This window comes from Hymenobacter fodinae, from assembly GCF_004745825.1.
GTDB lineage: Bacteria > Bacteroidota > Bacteroidia > Cytophagales > Hymenobacteraceae > Hymenobacter > Hymenobacter fodinae.
The window spans coordinates 163,423-181,480 of record NZ_SRLA01000007.1; the positions used below are offsets into that span (position 1 = coordinate 163,423).

The 18,058-nt window shown below is 61.2% G+C and carries 15 protein-coding genes; 7 read left to right on the forward strand and 8 right to left on the reverse strand.

Features of this window, described 5'->3' with window-relative positions:
* Positions 1-48: 48 nt before the first annotated feature.
* The 6 genes from EU556_RS24640 to EU556_RS24665 all read right to left on the reverse strand — a co-directional run bounded on the left by EU556_RS24640 (position 49) and on the right by EU556_RS24665 (position 7,604).
* Positions 49-1,419, reverse strand: a complete 1,371-nt coding sequence (locus tag EU556_RS24640) for an alpha/beta fold hydrolase (RefSeq protein WP_135436913.1) — start codon at positions 1,417-1,419, stop codon at positions 49-51.
* Between the two features lie 54 nt (positions 1,420-1,473).
* Positions 1,474-2,193, reverse strand: a complete 720-nt coding sequence (locus EU556_RS24645; protein ID WP_135436914.1) for a hypothetical protein — start codon at positions 2,191-2,193, stop codon at positions 1,474-1,476.
* Positions 2,194-2,233: 40 nt separating this feature from the next.
* Positions 2,234-3,082, reverse strand: a complete 849-nt coding sequence (locus EU556_RS24650) for an oxidoreductase (RefSeq protein ID WP_135436915.1) — start codon at positions 3,080-3,082, stop codon at positions 2,234-2,236.
* A 52-nt stretch (positions 3,083-3,134) separates the two neighbouring features.
* Complete coding sequence (locus tag EU556_RS24655) at positions 3,135-3,554, reverse strand: hypothetical protein (RefSeq protein WP_135436916.1); 420 nt, start codon at positions 3,552-3,554, stop codon at positions 3,135-3,137.
* 581 nt (positions 3,555-4,135) lie between these two features.
* The gene (locus tag EU556_RS24660; RefSeq protein ID WP_135436917.1) at positions 4,136-6,652 is read right to left on the reverse strand and encodes a sigma 54-interacting transcriptional regulator; all 2,517 of its coding nucleotides are present in this window, start codon (positions 6,650-6,652) and stop codon (positions 4,136-4,138) included.
* Between the two features lie 211 nt (positions 6,653-6,863).
* Positions 6,864-7,604: an SDR family NAD(P)-dependent oxidoreductase gene (locus EU556_RS24665; RefSeq protein WP_135436918.1), complete on the reverse strand. Its 741-nt coding sequence runs from the start codon at positions 7,602-7,604 to the stop codon at positions 6,864-6,866.
* Between the two features lie 690 nt (positions 7,605-8,294).
* Between EU556_RS24665 and EU556_RS24670 the strand changes: the two genes are divergently transcribed.
* From EU556_RS24670 to EU556_RS24700, 7 genes are all read left to right on the forward strand, one after another.
* Complete coding sequence (locus EU556_RS24670; protein WP_135436919.1) at positions 8,295-9,233, forward strand: NADP-dependent oxidoreductase; 939 nt, start codon at positions 8,295-8,297, stop codon at positions 9,231-9,233.
* A 74-nt stretch (positions 9,234-9,307) separates the two neighbouring features.
* A complete protein-coding gene (locus EU556_RS24675) occupies positions 9,308-10,306 on the forward strand; it encodes an alpha/beta hydrolase (RefSeq protein ID WP_135436920.1) in 999 nt (332 codons plus the stop codon).
* Between the two features lie 121 nt (positions 10,307-10,427).
* Positions 10,428-11,231 carry an enoyl-CoA hydratase/isomerase family protein gene (locus EU556_RS24680; protein ID WP_135436921.1) on the forward strand — a complete coding sequence of 268 codons (804 nt, stop codon included), beginning with the start codon at positions 10,428-10,430 and terminating at the stop codon, positions 11,229-11,231.
* Positions 11,232-11,383: 152 nt separating this feature from the next.
* Positions 11,384-11,962: a PPC domain-containing DNA-binding protein gene (locus EU556_RS24685; RefSeq protein ID WP_135436922.1), complete on the forward strand. Its 579-nt coding sequence runs from the start codon at positions 11,384-11,386 to the stop codon at positions 11,960-11,962.
* A 95-nt stretch (positions 11,963-12,057) separates the two neighbouring features.
* Entirely contained in the window at positions 12,058-13,413 is a 1,356-nt protein-coding gene (locus EU556_RS24690) for an FAD-dependent oxidoreductase (RefSeq protein ID WP_210116370.1), read from the forward strand.
* A 76-nt stretch (positions 13,414-13,489) separates the two neighbouring features.
* The gene (locus EU556_RS24695; RefSeq protein WP_135436923.1) at positions 13,490-15,769 is read left to right on the forward strand and encodes a histidine kinase dimerization/phosphoacceptor domain -containing protein; all 2,280 of its coding nucleotides are present in this window, start codon (positions 13,490-13,492) and stop codon (positions 15,767-15,769) included.
* Positions 15,675-16,154 carry a DUF3641 domain-containing protein gene (locus EU556_RS24700; protein ID WP_135436924.1) on the forward strand — a complete coding sequence of 160 codons (480 nt, stop codon included), beginning with the start codon at positions 15,675-15,677 and terminating at the stop codon, positions 16,152-16,154. Before EU556_RS24695 ends, EU556_RS24700 begins: the two co-directional genes overlap by 95 nt.
* Positions 16,155-16,496: 342 nt before the next feature.
* On the opposite strand, the gene EU556_RS24705 is transcribed toward EU556_RS24700, so the two are convergent.
* Together EU556_RS24705 and EU556_RS24710 are read right to left on the reverse strand one after the other, a co-directional pair.
* Positions 16,497-16,940, reverse strand: a complete 444-nt coding sequence (locus EU556_RS24705) for a nuclear transport factor 2 family protein (protein WP_135436925.1) — start codon at positions 16,938-16,940, stop codon at positions 16,497-16,499.
* A 79-nt stretch (positions 16,941-17,019) separates the two neighbouring features.
* Positions 17,020-17,853 carry a helix-turn-helix domain-containing protein gene (locus EU556_RS24710; protein ID WP_135436926.1) on the reverse strand — a complete coding sequence of 278 codons (834 nt, stop codon included), beginning with the start codon at positions 17,851-17,853 and terminating at the stop codon, positions 17,020-17,022.
* Between the last annotated feature and the right edge of the window lie 205 nt (positions 17,854-18,058).

The window sequence follows — 18,058 nt, forward strand, 5'->3', positions numbered from 1 at the left end:
CAAAAAGGATAGTTAGGGAGTGTAGTGTTTCGTGGAGCTGCGGGCAGCTTACTGCTCGTCAGTGGGCGTATCGGCGCGGTGCAGCAGCCGGCGCAGCTTCTCATCGAGGCCTAGGGCCACTGTCGTCACAGCTTCATTCTGGAACTGTCCGAAAAGGGAGGATGGCAGGTCGTATTCGGCCCACACCTGCTGGTCGGTGGTCTCGTACACCAGCAGGCGTAGCGGGGCATAGAGGGCAGCGCGCAGGTCGTGCTGGGTCATTTGCAGCGCGATGAGCGGGTTGCCCAGCACGTACTGCTTGGCTTTGTGGGCGGCGCCGCGCAGTCGCAGCAGCGTGCCGTGGTCTTGAATCTGAAAGAGAATCAGGTTCTCATAGCCGCCCAGCCTGGCGAGCTGCTGCTCGGCCTGGGCGGGATTGGTGGCGGCCAACGCCAGGCTAGCTTCATCAATGCGGCCGAGCAGGCTTTCGAGCGCTGCCGTCACGTCTTCAAAGCGGCGCTGTAGCTTGATGGCCTGGTGCTTAATAGCAATGACGGTTTCCGTGGCGGCGGTGTAAGGCCGATGTTGGTAGCCGCCGCGCAGCCAGTTCAGGGCCAGGCGGGCGTAGGTATCGGCTTCCTCTTCCCAGGTGTAATGCCCGCAGTCGAGCACGGTAAGGGTGCTGTTAGGGAGCTGGCGGTGCAGCGCCTCGGCGTCGGCTACGGGTACGTTCGGGTCGTGGCGGCCGCTGACGATGTGCACCGGCGTGTGCAGCGCGGGCAACTGCGGGGCTAGGGCGGGCAGGTCCGTTTTGTAGGCTCGTACGAAGTTCATGGCCTCCACGAAGCGCCCGTCGGCCGCGGCGGCCAGGTAGTCGGCCACAATGGCGTCGGGCAGCGTGTAGTAGGCCTTTATCTCGCTGAGCGAGTTCAGCACGATGGCATCGGTATCCAGCGCCCGAAACATATCCAGCGACTCGGCCTCGATAATCTGCTTCAGCACCCCATCCACAATCAGCGGAAATGAGCAGGCACCACTGCCGATGAACAGGCTGCGGAAGGTGCCGGGCTGCAGGGCTTCAGCAAACAGCACCGACGGACTAGCTACGTCGGGGGCAATGGCGTGGGGCTGGGTCAGGCCGAAGTGGGCGTTCAGCTCAATGAGAAACTGCCCCATAGTCCGCGGCGACATCAACTCGGGCCGGCCTTCCGAAAGGCCGAAGCCGGGCAGGTCGATGGCCAGGAGGGCAAACTCAGCCGCCAGCGTGTCCCAGATGGGGCGGAAGGCCAGCAGGCTCTCGGGCCAGGGGCTTAACAGCAGCACGGTATCGGCCCCGGCCCTGGGGCTGTGGGCGTACCGAATGCGCAGGCCGGCAATGGTCGCAAACTCGGGGTAGACAGTGCCGGCGGTGTCCAGCACGGGAGTGGCAGGGGTAGTCATGGTAACAGCTGGTGGTAAAGTGATTAAGCACGTGGCTTGCTTGGTGACCAGGCCCTACTGCAGCACGATGTTGCTCAGGTCGATGGCTACTACCAGCGGCTCGGGGCTGTGGCCTAGATCCTCATTGCGGAGGTAAATGCGGTGCTGGGTAGGCAGCGTAATGCCCGCTACCATGACGTGGTCGGCGAAGTAGTGCACGGCGGGGGTGCCGCCGTTGATATCCACGTTGTAATCGTGGCGCCAGAGCAGGCCATCCGGGGCGATGTAAAAGGTTTGCACCGGGTTGTGGGTGGCCACATTCTCCGGGAAGGTCACTTGCAGGCGGCGCAGCGTCTGACCGGCTTCTTCCCAGGGGCCTAGCTCCGCCACCTCGAAGCCGGGCAGCGCGAAGCTGAATGGGGCCGTGAGGTAGTTCCACATGGCGTAGCCCACGAAGTAGGCTAGTTGCGTGTCGCTCCACGGCGTTTCTAGGCCGTAGCCGGCAAAGGAGGCCCTCGGGGAATCCAGCACCTCTATCAGCGTGCCGTCGGTCGTTTCAATCACTACCTGGTTGGGCGTGACGGCGGTGCGGCGGTTGGGGGCGCCGAAGGGCGCGTGCGAGGTCCAGGGCTGGTGCAAATCGACGGTGACGTTGACCTCGTCGAGCATGCCGGCGTGGCCTTTCAGCCCCCACAAGATGCCGCCCTGCGTGAGGTGCGCCGAGAGGGTTTTTAGTTCATTCCAACGGGTCAGGCCCCCGTGGGCCTCTAGGGTGCGGGCGAGTAAGTCGTTCATGGTGCTGTGGTTGAGTAGGTTGAAAAAGTTGAATAGGTGCTCAGCGTCGCCCATCGAGGTCGGTGCTGATGGAAATGGGCAGCCACTGCTCCAGTTCCGTCATCATGCTTTCCACGTTGGCTTGGTAGAAGAGCACGGCATCTTTGCCCAGCAGCAGGTGAGCGGGCGGCTGCGCGGTGCGGGCCAGGTCAACCACCACGCGAGCTAGCTTCTTGGGGTCGCCCGGCTCGTTGCTGAACAAGTGGCGGGCATCGGCGCGCATGTCGCCTACGGCCGTGGCGTCGTAGTCGGCAATGGGGCGGCTGGCCACCTGCCGCGACTCCGGCCCGAGGAAACCGGTGCGGAACAGCCCCGGCGAAATGGCCGTGACTTGAATCCCGAACGGGGCTAGCTCCACGGCTAGGCCCCTGGAAATGCCTTCCAGCGCAAACTTGGTGGAGCCGTACACGCCCCAGCCGGGAAAGGCCCCGTGCGCATCAATGGACGAGATATTAATCAGGTAGCCGGCCCGCTGCTGGCGCATGATGGGCAGCACAGCGCGCACCACGTTCAGCACCCCAAACACGTTGGTGTCGTACTGCTGGCGCACCTCCGCGTCGGTGGCTTCTTCGAGGGCGGCCACCAGGCCGTAGCCGGCGTTGTTGACCACCACATCGAGTCGCCCGAAGTGAGCCACGCCCTGGCGAACAGCTTGTTGCACCTGGGCTTCGTCGGTCACGTCCATCTGAGCCGTGAATAAGTTGGTGTGGTGCTGCAGGGTGCCAGCCAAGGCGCCAGGCTCGCGGCGGACCGTGGCAATTACCCGGTCGCCTGAGGCCAAGGCCGCCTTCGTGATTTCAAAACCTAGGCCCTTGCTGGCTCCGGTAATGAGCCATACTTTTTGTTTCATGGGTGGGAAGTAAGCGGAGAGAAGAAGCGGAGTGCGCCGACCTACTGGCGTGTTACTGTTGGTTGCGAATCCAAGTAGTGGTCAGGCCCTCGTCGATGAAGGCGGCGGCCCGGTAGCCGGTATTGGCAGGGTGGGCCAGCGTGGGCAGCACGATATCAGTGTAGTAGGGCACGTGGGATGGGAAAACCAGGTAGGCGCCGTACACCTGCTGCGAGGTCCGGAAGGAGGCTATTACCTCGGGGCAAAACTCTTGCAGCAGCCACTGGGGCAAGCGGGGGCAGTTGTTGGCGCAGCGGCGCATGTCGAGCAGCCAAAAGCGGCACTGGCGCTGCACGGCCGCGGCCAGCACCTGGCGGTAGCTGGCGATGTATTCTTCGTCGCTGCCCGGCTGCTCCCGCCAGCGGGCCACCAACGTATGGCCCTGGCTGCGGTATGAAAGGTCCAGTACGGAAAAGGGAATAGAGAGCCTCATCAGGATAGGAGTAAGCAGCAGTCCGGTGCCCGGTAAGCCGCTTCCTGGGGCCAGTAGGGCCAGTGGAAGCCGAGCGTTGCTGTGCTTAACTCAATCCAATGACTGTACCACGGGCCCCGTGCCAGAAGGCCTAGGCGCACACACAATGCCTCAGACGCCTCCAAACCGCCTTTTTGTCCCCAATAAACAGTGTATTGCCTCCCACCACCCGCAACTCCAATGGATTGAGCAGAGCAGAATTTTTGGAGTTACTCCAACTTGTTGGAGCGTAGGCCGGAGCAGGCCTAGAATAAGATGCGTAGCCTAGCTACTATGGTTTCGGTCCCCCCTATCAGGTTGATAAGCCCAGGGAGAGCCAAGAAGATCTTATTACCAACCTGTAATCAGGTCTATACCTCAAGGAAAAGAGCCCCTTTGTTTATAAGCCGAACGGGCTAAAGGGCCCTTTGAGCCGGACAAGTGCCGGATAAGGTCGGGTAGGCAATAGGTAAGAAACGCGGCGAGGCTTCAACCGGCGCATGCCAGACGAAGCCTGATAAATCACGGATTACTCTGATACTATGCTTGATAAAGACTACAAGCTAGCTCGCTGGAATAATCTTCAGCTTTTTCATGCGCGCTTCCAGCGTGGTGGGCTTGATATCGAGCAGCTCGGCCGCGCCGCCTGCGCCCCGGATGCGGTAATGCGTCTGTGCCAGGGCGGCCAGGATGGTTTCGCGCATGGCTTCGTCCAGGGGCTGCGCCAGTCGGGCAGCGGGCTCCTTGGGGGCCGGGGAGGGTGGCGCTGGGGGTAGTTGCAGCGGCTCGGCTAGCTCCAGGGTGGTGGTGCGGGAAAGAATGGCGGCCCGCTCCAGCACGTGCTCCAATTCCCGAATGTTGCCGGGCCACGGGTACTGACGCAGCTGTTGCAGCGTAGCCTGCGAGAGGCCCGTGAACGCCTTCCCTAGCTTCTTGCTGATTTTCTGAAGGAAGTGCGTGGTTAGGGGCAGAATATCCTCCTGCCGCTCGCGCAGGGGCGGCACGATCACCGGAAACACGTTGAGGCGGTAGTAGAGGTCGGAGCGGAAGCGGCCCGCGGCTACTTCTTGCAGCAGGTTGCGGTTGGTGGCGGCAATGACGCGCACATCCACGTGAATGGTGCCCTTACCGCCTAGGCGCTCAATCTCACCTTCTTGCAGCACGCGCAGCAGCTTGGCTTGCAGCTCCAGCGGCAGCTCGCCGATTTCATCCAGGAAAATGCTGCTTTTGTGGGCTAGCTCAAACTTGCCAATGCGCTGGTCGGTGGCCCCGGTATAGCTGCCTTTTTCGTGTCCAAACAGCTCCGATTCGATGAGTTGGGCGGGGAGGGCGGCGCAGTTTACCTTCACCATCGTGCGGTCTTTACGCCCCGATAGGTTGTGTACGGCCCTTGCAATCAGTTCCTTGCCCGTACCGGTTTCGCCCAGCACCAGCACCGTGTAGTCGGTGGGCGCCACCTGGCCGAGGCTGTTGAATATGTTAAGCATGGCCGGGCTCGTGCCGATAATTTCCTCGAAGTTGTGACTGGTCTTGATTTCCTCCAGCAGGTAGCTGTTTTCCCGCTCCAGCTGCTCGCTCAGGGTCTTGATGCGCTCGAAGGCCAGCAAATTTTCTAGCACTAGTGCTACCTGCTCGGCTAGGTCTTGCAGGGTACGTAGGTCGCGCTCGGTGAAGGCAAAGGCTACCTTACTAGCCACTACCAGGGCCGCCGAGGCCGCCCCCTTGAGGGCCACCGGCACCGACATAGAAGACTTAATTTCCAGCAGGGTGGAATAATAGCGAGTGACAATGTCACGCTCGCGCAGGGCTTCCTGCTGCTCGCCCACGTTTAGCGTAGGGCTACTCAGGCAAGCAGGAATGGCCGTCAGGGCTTGTCGCCATTCCGCCGACGCGGCTTCTTCGGGCAGTGCCAGCTTCGCGGCCGGTAGCGGCCCAAAAACGTTGCCTTCTCGCTCCACGGTTGCTTCCGCCAACGAGCTGCCTGACCAATAGATGCTCAGGTAATCGATGGGCATGAGCTCGTGAATGGCGGCGGCTACCTGGCTGGTGGTTTCGGCCACGTTCTTGCCGTTTTGGAAGGCCCGCACCACGGCCAGCTCGGCGGCTTTCAGCTGGCGACGAGCCTCGATTTCCTCGCTGGCCAGCAGGTTGTCGAGCGCCAGTACAATCTGCGGAATAATCAATTCCACGGCGGCGTAGTCCTTGGGCGTGAAGCCTTGCGGCTCCGTGCAAGCCAGCTCGATAGTAGTAAAGGAGCGGCGCTGCTGCAGAGTCACCGGAAACAAGGCCAGTGACTGCATGCCAAAGTGGTCGTGGCTAATTTGGGCCGGCGGGTAGTGGGCGCACAAATCGGCCAGCGCCTCGCCCGTGAATAGGCCCGCTGGCCTAGGCGGCGCGGCCGGCGCCTGCGCCAGCTTCTGCTGAAACTCCTGGATGGCTTCGCGGCGGGCTAGCATCGGCACCAGCACCCGCTCGAAGTCGCCGGTGGGTGTTTTTTGCAGCGTCACCCAGTAGTATACCGACTCTTCGGGGAGGGCCAGGCGCAAGCTGAACATGCTGAACGGTACCACTTTATTGAGCTGAGCGGCAATAGCTAGGCACAGCTGGTGGCGGTCGTGCAGCGAAACCAGCGCGTTGTTGACGGCCATCTGAATGCCCTGCTGCTGCCGCAGCTTGGCTTCGGCGCTGTGGGCGTGGCGGTAGCGGGCAATTTCCAGCGTTGTCAGCACGTCTTTTTCGCGAAAGGGCTTGTTCAGGAAGCCGTACGGCTCGGTTATTTTCGCGGCTTCCAGCACGCTGTCGGTCAGGTTGGCCGAGAGAAATACGAACGGAATATCCTGCTCCTTCAGCCAGTAGGCTAGGTCGATGCCCGTTTCGTCGCCCTTCAGAAAGATGTCGAGCAGCACGATGCTAGGGCGTTGCTCGACAACCAGCGCCTTGGCCTTAGCCACCGATATGGCCACTCCCGTTACCTCGTAGCCTTCCTTCTCCAGAATGCGCCGCAACCCGTTGGCAATCACAAACTCGTCTTCGACGATGAGCAAAGAAGGCAGCGGCGAAAGTTCGAGCGTTGGTTGCATAGCGTTGGTGCAGAAAGCTACTTGCTTAAACAAGAAGTTGGCAGGCAGCTGAATTTAGGTAGTCGGATAAAATATATGCTAACAGTCATGCGGAGCTTGCCGAAGCATCTCTGCCGCTTCGGCCTCCCAAGTAGGAGTTAGGACTGCGGTAGAGATGCTTCGGCAAGCTCCGCACGACCGTTCTGGAGACTTAAAATAACAGCTTTCGAGCTTACCAGGGCAAGTCCTGGCCTAGGTGCACGAAGTGCCCAGTGGGGCCATCGGCGCCGAGCAGGGCTAGTTCCACGCTGGTGCGGCTGCCTTCGGGCACGGTGAGCTGGGCCACGTCGCCGCCCCCGATTTCAGTTTTCACCCAGCCGGGGTGGGCCGAGTTGACTTTGATGTTAGTATCGGCTAATTCGTGGGCCAGCAGCACCGTGAACATATTGAGGGCCACCTTGGAGGCGCAGTACGACAGCACCTGGAAGGGCCCGAGCGGGTTGCCGGGCTGCGCGTGCTCGGTGAGCGAACCTAGGTTGCTGGATAGGTTCACGATGCGGCCGGCTGGGCTTTGGCGCAGTAGCGGCAGCACCTCGCGCGTAAGGGCCACCACCGAAAATAGGTTGGTATCGAAGATTTCCTGAAACTCCTCGGGGGTAGTTTCGATGGTGCGGGGCACGAACAGCGTCTCCTTCGGGATGGCGCCGGCATTGTTGATGAGAACGTCGAGCCGACCTAGGGTGTCGGTCAGGAACTGCGCGGCGGCCGCGCGTTCGGCGGGCTTGGTTACGTCGAGCTGAATGCCGTGGGCGTCGAGGCCTAGGCCTTTAAGCTGGGCGGCGGCATCCTGCGCGGCGGCGAGCTGGCGGGCGGCCAGTACCACCGTGATACCCTGCTCGCCGAGCTGCTTGGCGGTTTCGAATCCGATGCCCCGATTGGCCCCCGTGATGAGGGCTACTTGTTGCGTGTGCATGCTTGCTGCTGAAAAAGTGAGGATGAAGGCTGAGTGCCGACCGCCTGTGGTTGGGCCGACTGCCGCTTGCCCCGTTCCAAAGTCTGTACCGGCTACCTAGGTGGTGAACTCCAAAATCATTCTAGGGCCTCAAAATCAGCACTTCCAACTGCTAGGGGTACTTGGCCGAGCATGGCAGCCTCCAACAAGCTGGTCGGGGTTTATTGGATATTCTCCAACAGAATGGAGCCGCACGGTGGCCATGCGAGCAAGAAGGGCGTGTTGTTCAGAAGACCTAGGCCGTCATGCTGAGCTTGTCGGAGCAACAGAGAGGCCTCGGCAACCTCGACTTAATCACCTCTAAAAGGCCGACTCACTGGTAGGCCGCCCCGCGCGGAAGTAGGAGCCACTCCATTCTATTGGAGAATATCCAATAAGTACTAAGCGAACTATTGGAGGTAGCTAGGTTGCTTAGTACCCGCTTAGAGCTGCTTTTTGGCAATAAATTACTGGTTATCAATAAGTAATCAGTGCGGGTGCTGCTTCCAAGGGTGGAAAGGGTTGGCCGGTGGCACAGGCTTTGGAAACTGAGCAAGCAGATGTAGCCTAGCCAAGCGCCACCCTTCCCGGCTGCATGATTTCCCGATTTGTATTGCGCGGCGCCCTGTTATCTGCCGTGCTTATACTGCTCAACGCCCCAACGTTTCATCTATGAATGCTTTCATCCTGACGGGCACTACTGGCCCCGATAGCCTGCACCCTACCACCTTGCCCACGCCCAGCCTAGGAGCCACCGACGTGCTGGTGCAAGTAAAAGCCATCAGCCTGAACCCCGTCGACGTGAAAACTACCCACGGCTCAGGCATGTACGGCCGCCTCAAGGACGAGCAGCCGCTGATACCGGGCTGGGATATTTCGGGCATCGTCACGCAGGTCGGGGCCGAGGTAACGCAATTCAAGCCCGGCGACGAAGTATTTGGCATGGTCAACTTTCCCGGCCACGGCCGCGCTTACGCCGAGTACGTGGCCGCGCCGGCCGCCCACCTAGCCCACAAGCCTGCGAGCATCAGCCACGAAGAAGCGGTAGCGGCCACGCTGGCGGCCCTCACCGCCTGGCAGGCCCTGGTGACCAAGGCCAACGTGCAGCCGGGCCAGCGGGTGCTCATCCATGCCGCCGCGGGCGGGGTAGGGCACTTTGCGGTGCAGCTGGCCAAGGATCTAGGGGCCTACGTCATCGGTACTTCGTCGGTGGCCAAGCGCGAGTTTGTGTTATCGCTCGGCGTCGATGAGCACCTCGACTACACCCAAGTGCGCTTCGAGGAAGTGCTGCCGCCCGTGGACGTGGTGCTCGACACTGTCGGCGGGCCGAACCTCGTCCGCTCGGCTGCTGTGCTCAAGTCCGGCGGCCGCCTCGTGAGCATCCTCGGCATGACGCCCGAAGCCAGCAGTCTGGCCGAGCAGCGCGGGGCAACGGCCACGGCGTTCCTGGTAGAGTCCAGCGGCGCGCAGATGCAGCAGCTGGCCGACCGCCTGGCTGATGGCCGTCTGCGTGCCCACGTGTCGCTGGCGCTGCCTTTCGAGCAGCTGCCCGACGCCCTCCGCCAAGTGGAAAGCGGCAAAACCCAGGGTAAGGTAGTCGTGACGCTGTAGCCTTTCTTGCCTGCGTAATCAGAAGACAACTAGTTGGTTTGTAAATACTTGTTTCGCTACTTAACCCTCGCATCATGAACGCCACTGCTGAAATCACCGCTCCCCAAGTGCGCGACTTCGCCACCGACCCGAACCTCGACCCGCAGGTTATTACCTTTCTCAAGGGCCTGAACAACGGCAGCCCCGGCCTCGAAACCCTAGCCCCCCTCGACGCCCGCAAGGTGCTGGAAGGCGCTCAGGCCAGCGTCGATGTGGACCTATCGGGCATTGAAGTCACGCAGAAAACAATTGAGCAAGACGGCTACACCGTGCCGCTGTACATCGTGCGCCCCACGGGCACGGCCGATACGGTGCTACCCGTGTTCATCTTCATTCACGGTGGCGGCTGGGTGCTCGGCGACTTCCCCACTCATAAGCGCATGGTGCGCGATTTGGTTGTCCTGTCGGGCTTCGCCGCGGTGTTCGTGGAGTACACCCGCACGCCGGACGCGCAGTTTCCGCAGGCCATCAACGAAATCTACGCGGCTACGAAATGGGTGGCGGAGAACGGTGCGGAAATTAACGTCGACGGCACGAACCTAGCCGTGGTGGGCAACAGCGTGGGCGGCAACATGACGGCCGTTACGACCCTGCAAGCCAAGGAGAAAGGCGGCCCCCACATCAAGCTGCAAATCCTGATGTGGCCCATCGTGGATGCTGATTTCGAAACCGAATCGTACCAGCTTTTCGGCCAAGACCGCTTCCTGACCACGCCGCTGATGAAGTGGATGTACGACATGTACATCACCGACCCGGCCCAGCGCACCCAGCCCTACGCCTCGCCGCTGCACGCTACCCTGGAGCAACTGCAAGGCTTGCCGCCGGCGCTCATCCAGGTGGCCGAAAACGACGTGCTGCGCGAAGAAGGCGAAGCCTACGGCCGCAAGCTCAGCGAGGCCGGCGTGCCCGCTACCACCATTCGCTACAACGGCATGATTCACGACTTTGGCCTGCTCAACGGCCTGGCCGAGGTGCCCGCTACCAAGTCGCTGTTTGTGCACGCCGCCGCCGAGTTGCAGAAGTACCTAGGGTAGGCGGGTAGCACTTACCCTTGAAAACAAAATCGTCTAGGCAAGGCACTGTCGCGGCCGCAAGTTGTGACAGCCGCACCATGCTGCCGCGGCAGTGCCTTCCACCCATAATTCCCTTGCTCTCATGATTTTTGCCATCGACAAAATCAGCCCGACGTATTGGAAAGTCTCGTTTAACCACCCGCCCATCAACGTGTTCGACGGCGAGTTTTCGCGTCAACTGATACCGCTGATGAACGAGCTGGAAGCCAACGAGGCCCTGCAAGTGGTGGTGTTTGAAAGCGCCAACCCAGACTTCTTCATTGCCCACGCTGAGCTCATCAACCCCGGTGACTACCCCAAGGGGCCCGGCCGCACCGGCCTGTCGGCTTCCTGGCCCGATATTGCCAAGCGGCTGGAGCAGGCGCCTTTCGCGAGCATTGCCGTCATCCGGGGTCGGGCACGGGGCCTCGGGAGCGAGTTTGCCCAGGCCTTTGATATGCGCTTCGCTAGCAAGGAAAAAGCTATTCTAGGCCAGCCCGAAGTGGGTATTGGCTCGTTTCCGGGCGGCGGGGGCCTAGAGCGCCTGCACCTGCTCACCGGCAAGGCCCGGGCGCTGGAAATCCTTGTGAGCGGCGAAGACTACGACGCCGACACGGCGGCCCAGTACGGCTGGGTCAACCGCGCACTGCCGGATGCTGAACTAGACGGCTTCGTGGATCACCTGGCCCGGCGAATTGCCTCGTTCGATAAGCCAGCTATTGCCGCTATTAAGGCTGCCCTCAACGAGCGCGCAGAGCTACCTAAAAACGAGCATTTGATGGACACGCAGACGCGCTTCTTCCAGTCGCTGGCGACGCCGCACGTGCAAAAGCGCATCAAAGCTCTGCTTGAAAAAGGCCTGCACCAGCCCGGCGACGTGGAGATGAATCTGGGCAAGTACCTCTAGCCCCTAGGCCAGTCCTGCTAGGCCGCTTTCGGTGGGGCGGGCCCCTAGGCCTAGGGGTAGGTGCCAGTTATACTGCTTGGCTTCAAGGTGTACAGGCCCACCTGCTGCCGTGCTTGCCGTATGGGAGGACATCACGTAACCCATACCTTATCATGAAGAAGACGCTGTTTACCCGCCTCATTACCACCGCGCTGCTCGTTGCTGGGGCTAGCCTCTGCGCCGAAGCGCAAGAATATGTATCGCCCGCGTCGGGCAAGCCCGTGGAACTGGGCAAGGCGCCCGGCATGAAGGTAAAGCTGCTGAGCACCAGCGGGCAAGTCAAAACCTACGTCCTGGTTTTCAGCAAGGGCGATGAGGTGATGTCGGGCCTGATGGAATTTGCGCAGAAGTACAACGTCAAAAGTGCGCATTACCAGGCCATTGGCGATGCCCTCTCGGCCCAGATTGGCGTGTACGACTACAGCCGCAAGCAGTTCAAGGTCATTCCCATCACCGAGCCTGTCGAGGTGACGTCGCTGACCGGCGACATTGCCGTGCTCAACGGCAAGCCGGCGCCGCATTCTCACCTGAACCTAGCCGCCCCCGACGGCAGCGTGCGCGGCGGCCACTTGCTAGAGTTGGTTGTTGGCCCCACTCTGGAACTGTTCATGGCGGTGGAACCCACGCCGCTCTATAAAAAGTTGAATCCAGAGTTCGACGCCAACGTCATTGATCCCGCTTTAACAAAATAGCGCCACCTACATAACCATCATACTGAGCGCGGTATGATGGACAAAAATCCTTTCTGCAATAGCTTAGCTATCAGCAATTCTTTCACGCAATGGCAATGGCTTCTGACATCCGACACTATCAGGCACTTATCATCGGTTTTGGCAAAGCGGGGAAGACGCTGGCCGGCTTTCTGGCCGCGCAAGGCTGGCAGGTGGCGCTGGTGGAGCAGTCGGCCCAGATGTACGGTGGCACCTGCATCAACATCGCCTGCATTCCGACCAAGTCGCTGGTACATAGCGCTGAAACAGGGCGGCCCTACGCGGAGGCCATTGCCGAAAAGAACCGCCTGACCTCCTTTCTGCGCGGGCGCAACCTAGCTAACCTCACCAGCCACCCCGAGGCCACGCTGCTGCTAGGCCAGGCCGCGTTCGTGAACGAGCGCCAAGTGCGCGTGCACCTGCTCGAAACGGACGAAGAAGTGCTGGTGGAGGCTGACCACATCTTCATCAATACCGGCGCCGTGCCGCGCCTGCCGCCCATCCCGGGTCTGCGCGAAAGCCAGCGGGTGTTCACCAGCACCAGCCTCATGGAGCAAACCGTGCTGCCTGAGCGGCTGGTTATCATCGGCGGCGGATTTATCGGGCTGGAGTTTGCCAGCATGTACGCCCAGTTTGGCGCGGCCGTCACGGTATTGGAAAGTGGCCCTAGGTTGCTGCCCCACGAAGACGAGGACATGGCCGCCGCCATTCGGCAAATGCTGGAAAGCAAGGGTATTACCTTCCTGGAAGGCGTGCAGGTGCAGCAAATTGAACCCGGCATCGCCCACGACACCGTGGTGCTGCAAGATGCCCAAGGGGCCACCCAGCGCCTATCGGCCTCAGCCGTTCTGGTGGCCGTAGGCCGTGAGCCGGTGGTAGCGAGCCTCAACCTGCCCGCCGCCGGCGTAACCCAGGACGCGCGCGGCTTTATCCAAGTGAACGAGCGGCTGCAAACCAACGTGCCCCACATCTGGGCGCTGGGCGACGTGAACGGCGGCCCCCAGTTTACCTACATTTCCCTCGACGACTACCGCATCGTGCGCGACCAGCTGTTCGGCGCCGGCCAGCGCACCACCGCCGACCGCCAGCACGTGGCCTCTACCGTGTTCCTGACTCCGCCGCTGGCCCACGTGGGCCTGCGCGAGCGGGAGGCCCGCGCCCAGGGCTACCAAGTGCGGGTAGCCACTATGCCGGCCGCCGCCATCACGCGGGCACAAGTGCTGCAAGAGCCCGTCGGGCTGCTCAAAGCCGTGATAGAAGAAGGTACCGGCCGCATCCTAGGGTGCACGCTGTTCTGCGCCGACGCAGGTGAAGTCATCAACACTGTGCAGCTAGCCATGAAGGCTGGCGTGCGCTACGAGGTTCTACGCGACAATATCTATATTCATCCCTCCATGACGGAAGCCCTCAACGACCTATTTGGTAAGGTATAAGAGAGGGGCTACGTTAGTTGAGTAAAGCCAAGACTGGCTGCTCGCCAGTACCCTGGCCAGATGCTGTGCTATTTGTATGAAGTACTTAGTACTGTTGCTGTTGCTTGCCGCTGCTACTACTAGTAAGGCCGAGCCTTTCTATCCGGCGCTGGCGCAGCACCGCATCGAGACACTGCGGCAGAAGCTACGGCGCGGCCCGGCCGATACCAGTCGCGTAAACGTGTTGGTCGCCCTGAGCCGCGACCTTGTGAGCCGTGCGTACTACTCTGATAATCCGGCGGACACGGCGGTGGCCTACGCCCGGCAGGCGCAGGCGTTGAGCCGTCAGCTCGGCTACGTGGCCGGTCAGATTGAAAGCGACTACGCTTTGGCCTTCTGCTTCTTACGCGACACCAACGGTCCTAAGGCGCGTGAAGCTGCCGCGCAAGGCCTGGCCCGGAGTGAGCAGCAGTCCGACACTGCCCGGGCGGCGGTAGGGTGGTATATGCTGGGCGAAACGTATAACACGCCCGCCGACTCGGCCCGCCGCCTGCAATACTATACGAAAGCGGCTAGCCTAGCCCGCGCGGTGCGCCAGCCGCAAGTGGAAGGGCGGAGTTTGAAGGAAATGGCCGACATCCACTTTCAGCAAGGTAGGCTGCGCTTGGCCCGGCAGGAGCTACAGCGTGTTCTCTCGTTGTACCGGCGCAACGGCTACCCGCTCTTGCACTACACTTACGACCTGCTCGGCATCACCAGCGACGTGCTCGGCGATTATCCGGAGGCACTGCGCTTCACCTTGGCCGCGGTGCGCAGCGCCACTGCCACCCACGATACCGTCTCACTGGCAACCTTCTACGCACGAGTGGCCGATGTGTACGCCCACTTAAATCAGCGCCGAAAAGCCATTGACTATTACCGGCTAGCTCTGCGCAATTCAGAAAGCATCCACAGCACCTTCGGGATTACGGAGAGCACCTCGGCCATCGTGCACAACCTGATTTTGGTGAACGAGCCCGGACAGGCCCTGGCGCTGCTTATGCGGCAGCGCCAGGCGCACCCGCCCCAAGACGACTACTCCCGCCTCATGCTGGCGGATGGCCTCACCCAATCCTACCTCGGCCTAAAGCAATACGCCCAGGCACGGACCAGCGCCGCACAGCTGCTTCGCCTGCTGCAAACTGACCTCTTGCGCGATAATTACCACATCCAGGCTAGGGTGTACCGAACCCTCGGTAAGTATTACCTAGCTACGCGCGACTACACCAAAGCGGAAGCCGTGCTGAAGAAAGCCGTGGTAGCCGTGGAGCAGGTGGGCAATATGCCGAACCTGGCCAACACCAACTTGCTGCTCTACCGGGCCGATTCGGCGCAGGGCCACCTGTTGCCAGCTATTGCGCACTACAAACGCTACAAGGAGCTTACCGACAGCATCTTCACGGAGAGGAATAGCAAGCAAATGGCCCTGACCCAGGTGCAGTTTGAAACGGAGAAGCGGGAACAGCGCATTGCTCTGCTGACCAAACAGACTCAAGTGCAACAGGCTAACATCGCGCGGCAGCAAACGCAGCGCAACGCCGTGCTGGCCAGCTCCGGGCTGCTCCTGCTGCTGCTCGGCCTAGGTTACAACCGGTACCGACTGAAGCAGCGCAGCAACCTTCTGCTGGAAGGTCAGCAGCGCGAAATTGACCACAAAAACCAGGCGCTAGAGCAGGTGCTGGCGGAAAAAGAAGGCCTTTTAGTGGAAAAGGAGTGGATGCTCAAGGAAATCCACCACCGGGTGAAAAACAACCTTCAGATTGTCAACGAACTGCTAGCTTCGCAGACCGATTACTTGCGCGACGAGCATACGCTGGCCATCATTCGCGAAAGTCAGAACCGCATTCAGGCCATGGCCCTGATTCACCAGAAGCTCTACCAGGCCCAGAATATTGCCCGCGTGAACATGCAGGAGTACATCCGGGAAATTGTGGAGCACCTAGTCGCCTCCTTCGATTGTGAAGAGCTAGTGCAAACTTGCCTGGACGTGGCGGCCATTGAGCTAGATGTAACCGTTGCCACGCCGCTCGGCCTGATTATCAACGAAGCCGTAACCAACTCGCTCAAGTACGCTTTCCCCGACGGACAAGAAGGTAGCATTGCCATTAGTTTGACGCAGACGGCTACGAACGACTACGAGTTGCGCCTGGCGGATGATGGGGTCGGGTTGCCCCCAGGATTGAAAGTAAATAGTAGCCGGACGCTGGGTCTGACCATGATCCGGGGCCTGAGCGAGCAGCTGAATGGCACGCTATCTTTTGAGCCTGGACCAGGAGTACGTATTTGCCTGCGGTTTGAGGTGGAACCCAAAGCAGCCCCTCCGGGCTGGGCCGCGTAGCCCCCGGTTCAAGCCGAAACGAACTGGGGAGCTCCGATCTTGTTATTCCGCTGCTGGAGTCGGGCAGCTAGGCGGGGTACATGAGAAACTGGTGAACGCCTTCAACCCGGTGGCCGCCGCGGGCGTGATATGTTGCACCCCGCTTGCCGGCAGCTGGGACGGGAGGCTCTGTGACTGCGACTTCAGTCAGATGCTGGAGCTGACGGGGGCCAGCCCCGTGCAGCACATCCGGGTGTTTGACCTGGCCGCCCTCCGCGCGCGAACGGTGGTCGTTGATCAGCCCTGTAATGGGTGCACGGCCGGTAGGGGCTCGAGGTGTGGCGGTGCCCCAGCGGAAGGGGACTCAGGGCGAGCGGTGTTCTGGGGGTGTCCGCGAGCCGGCTGACGCGGCATTCAGCTGCTGCTACAGCCATTTGACGGCTTCCGGCAGCCCAGCTTTGCGTTCTGTAAGAGGAGTTTTTTAGCGGTGGGTTCGTGGGCGCTGGTGCACCCCCACGAAAGTATAGACTGCTCGACAGCTCAGTGGGGTCATCGCCGGCTGGGCCGGGAAGAGAACCAACTAGCCGGGGGCTTTTAGTAAGTGAACATAAGCCTACCCGCAGCGGCAGCCGCGCAGCAGGGGCACAGCCCATTCGGCCGCGCGTTGCCCATCTGGCCGCCGGACTAGCTGCCGGAGCGAAGCGGCAGACCAGTAAGTGCCAGCACCAGGGTTGCCCACATGCCCCGCCTACTTTACCACCACAATACTGGCTTGCCGGGCCGTTAGCCGCCAGCCGGCTTTCGTTTTCAGCCACACGTTGGTGTATTGGCGGGTTTCTACCTTACCCGCGAAGGCGGTGGCGCGTTGCGGTGTCACAATTTCATGCCCCATGGCAATGGCCACGGGCTCGACGATGGTTACTTTCTCGACTACGCGCTGGACGGTCGAGTAGTCGAGCTGGCCCTGGCGGATGAAGGCCAGGATCTGGGGCCGCGTCACCACCTGGTTGTAGGGGTTGTTGACCACGAACTCCGGGTGCCAGAGCCGGAATAGGGCGGCGGTATCACCCCGCTGCACGCTCGTAATTTCAAGTTCTTCGAGCCGGCGAATTTCGGGCTCGTCTTGGTGCTGGGCCCCCGCCGGGGCGGCGGACAGGAGCAGGGCGATGCTTCCGCTAACTAGCTTGTTCATGGTACGGTCAGCTTAAGATAAATGAATGCCTAAACCTACCCATAAGTGCAGCCGGCCTAGTGGTAAAAAATCCGCAAGTTCAGCGGGCTGGTCGCGCCAGGCGGTCCGGGGCCTGCGCTTGGGCCAGCAGCAAGGCGGGCGGGGTGGCGTAACCAAACTGCCGGAAGTCCTTCACCAAATGCTGGTAATCGTAGTAGCCGCAGGCGACCGCCACGTGCAGCCAGTCCCACTCGGGGTGGACTTGTTTTAGGGCATGGGCCTGGCTGAAGCGACTGATGCGCCCGTAGAGCTTGGGCCCCACCCCGAGCTGTTGCACAAACCGCCGCTCCACTTGGCTCACCGACAGGCAGGCATCGTGCGCCAGCTGGTCAAGCGAGTAGCCTTGCGGCTGAGCGGCCAGCGCGCGCAGCGCCCGATCGAAAGGCTGAAAGTCCAGGCGCAGGCGCTGAATACGCCGCCAGAGGTACGCCTCGACCAGCTCCCCGAGGGCCGCATAGGTGGGGGCATTGACCAGCTGTTCCTGCACCTGCCGAATCTCGGCCGCCAGCACCGCTTCCGCGTCGATGCGCGCGTTGGTGAATTCGGGCAAGGGCACGCGCAGAAACTTGGCCAGCACGCCCGGCTGGAACTGCACCGACAGCATGCGAAACCGGGCGCTGATGTAGAAATCGAACCGGGCGGACTGGGTGCCATTGAGCACGGTCGGGGCGTACACGGCCGTCGTGCCCGATGCGGGGTGAACCGCCGTGACCTGCCCGCGCAGATAAAACACCAGGCATTGCTCCGTATTGGCCGCCATGGCCTTGGCCGGCACCACTTCCCCCGGGGCGGCCGTGACGTCCAGCAGCAGCAGCTCCCGGATGAAGGGCTGCAGATGAGCGGAAGGGAGCCAAGTCTGGTAGTGAATGTCCATCACGGGCGCTCGTACTACTAAGGCGAACCAAGATTATAACGGGTTACACCCTAGGCAAAGGGTTTCGTGCGCTCGTGGAACAGCGCACCTGGAAATTCCGGCTCACGTACTCCAATATAAGAACTTGTGCGATCAGACCCGTAACTCTAGACCTCGCCCCCCTGGCAGGTGTCACCACATCCCCAGCTAGCAAAGTTTAGCCCAA

Bases quoted from the DNA above. Each gene is read 5' to 3' on its own strand.
- EU556_RS24645 (WP_135436914.1), bottom strand. From the start codon at position 2,193: ATGAACGACTTACTCGCCCGCACCCTAGAGGCCCACGGGGGCCTGACC.
- EU556_RS24700 (WP_135436924.1), top strand. From the start codon at position 15,675: ATGGCACGCTATCTTTTGAGCCTGGACCAGGAGTACGTATTTGCCTGC.
- EU556_RS24705 (WP_135436925.1), bottom strand. From the start codon at position 16,940: ATGAACAAGCTAGTTAGCGGAAGCATCGCCCTGCTCCTGTCCGCCGCC.
- EU556_RS24650 (WP_135436915.1), bottom strand. From the start codon at position 3,082: ATGAAACAAAAAGTATGGCTCATTACCGGAGCCAGCAAGGGCCTAGGT.
- EU556_RS24690 (WP_210116370.1), top strand. From the start codon at position 12,058: ATGGCTTCTGACATCCGACACTATCAGGCACTTATCATCGGTTTTGGC.
- EU556_RS24695 (WP_135436923.1), top strand. From the start codon at position 13,490: ATGAAGTACTTAGTACTGTTGCTGTTGCTTGCCGCTGCTACTACTAGT.
- EU556_RS24675 (WP_135436920.1), top strand. From the start codon at position 9,308: ATGAACGCCACTGCTGAAATCACCGCTCCCCAAGTGCGCGACTTCGCC.
- EU556_RS24670 (WP_135436919.1), top strand. From the start codon at position 8,295: ATGAATGCTTTCATCCTGACGGGCACTACTGGCCCCGATAGCCTGCAC.
- EU556_RS24685 (WP_135436922.1), top strand. From the start codon at position 11,384: ATGAAGAAGACGCTGTTTACCCGCCTCATTACCACCGCGCTGCTCGTT.
- EU556_RS24710 (WP_135436926.1), bottom strand. From the start codon at position 17,853: ATGGACATTCACTACCAGACTTGGCTCCCTTCCGCTCATCTGCAGCCC.
- EU556_RS24660 (WP_135436917.1), bottom strand. From the start codon at position 6,652: ATGCAACCAACGCTCGAACTTTCGCCGCTGCCTTCTTTGCTCATCGTC.
- EU556_RS24680 (WP_135436921.1), top strand. From the start codon at position 10,428: ATGATTTTTGCCATCGACAAAATCAGCCCGACGTATTGGAAAGTCTCG.
- EU556_RS24655 (WP_135436916.1), bottom strand. From the start codon at position 3,554: ATGAGGCTCTCTATTCCCTTTTCCGTACTGGACCTTTCATACCGCAGC.
- EU556_RS24640 (WP_135436913.1), bottom strand. From the start codon at position 1,419: ATGACTACCCCTGCCACTCCCGTGCTGGACACCGCCGGCACTGTCTAC.
- EU556_RS24665 (WP_135436918.1), bottom strand. From the start codon at position 7,604: ATGCACACGCAACAAGTAGCCCTCATCACGGGGGCCAATCGGGGCATC.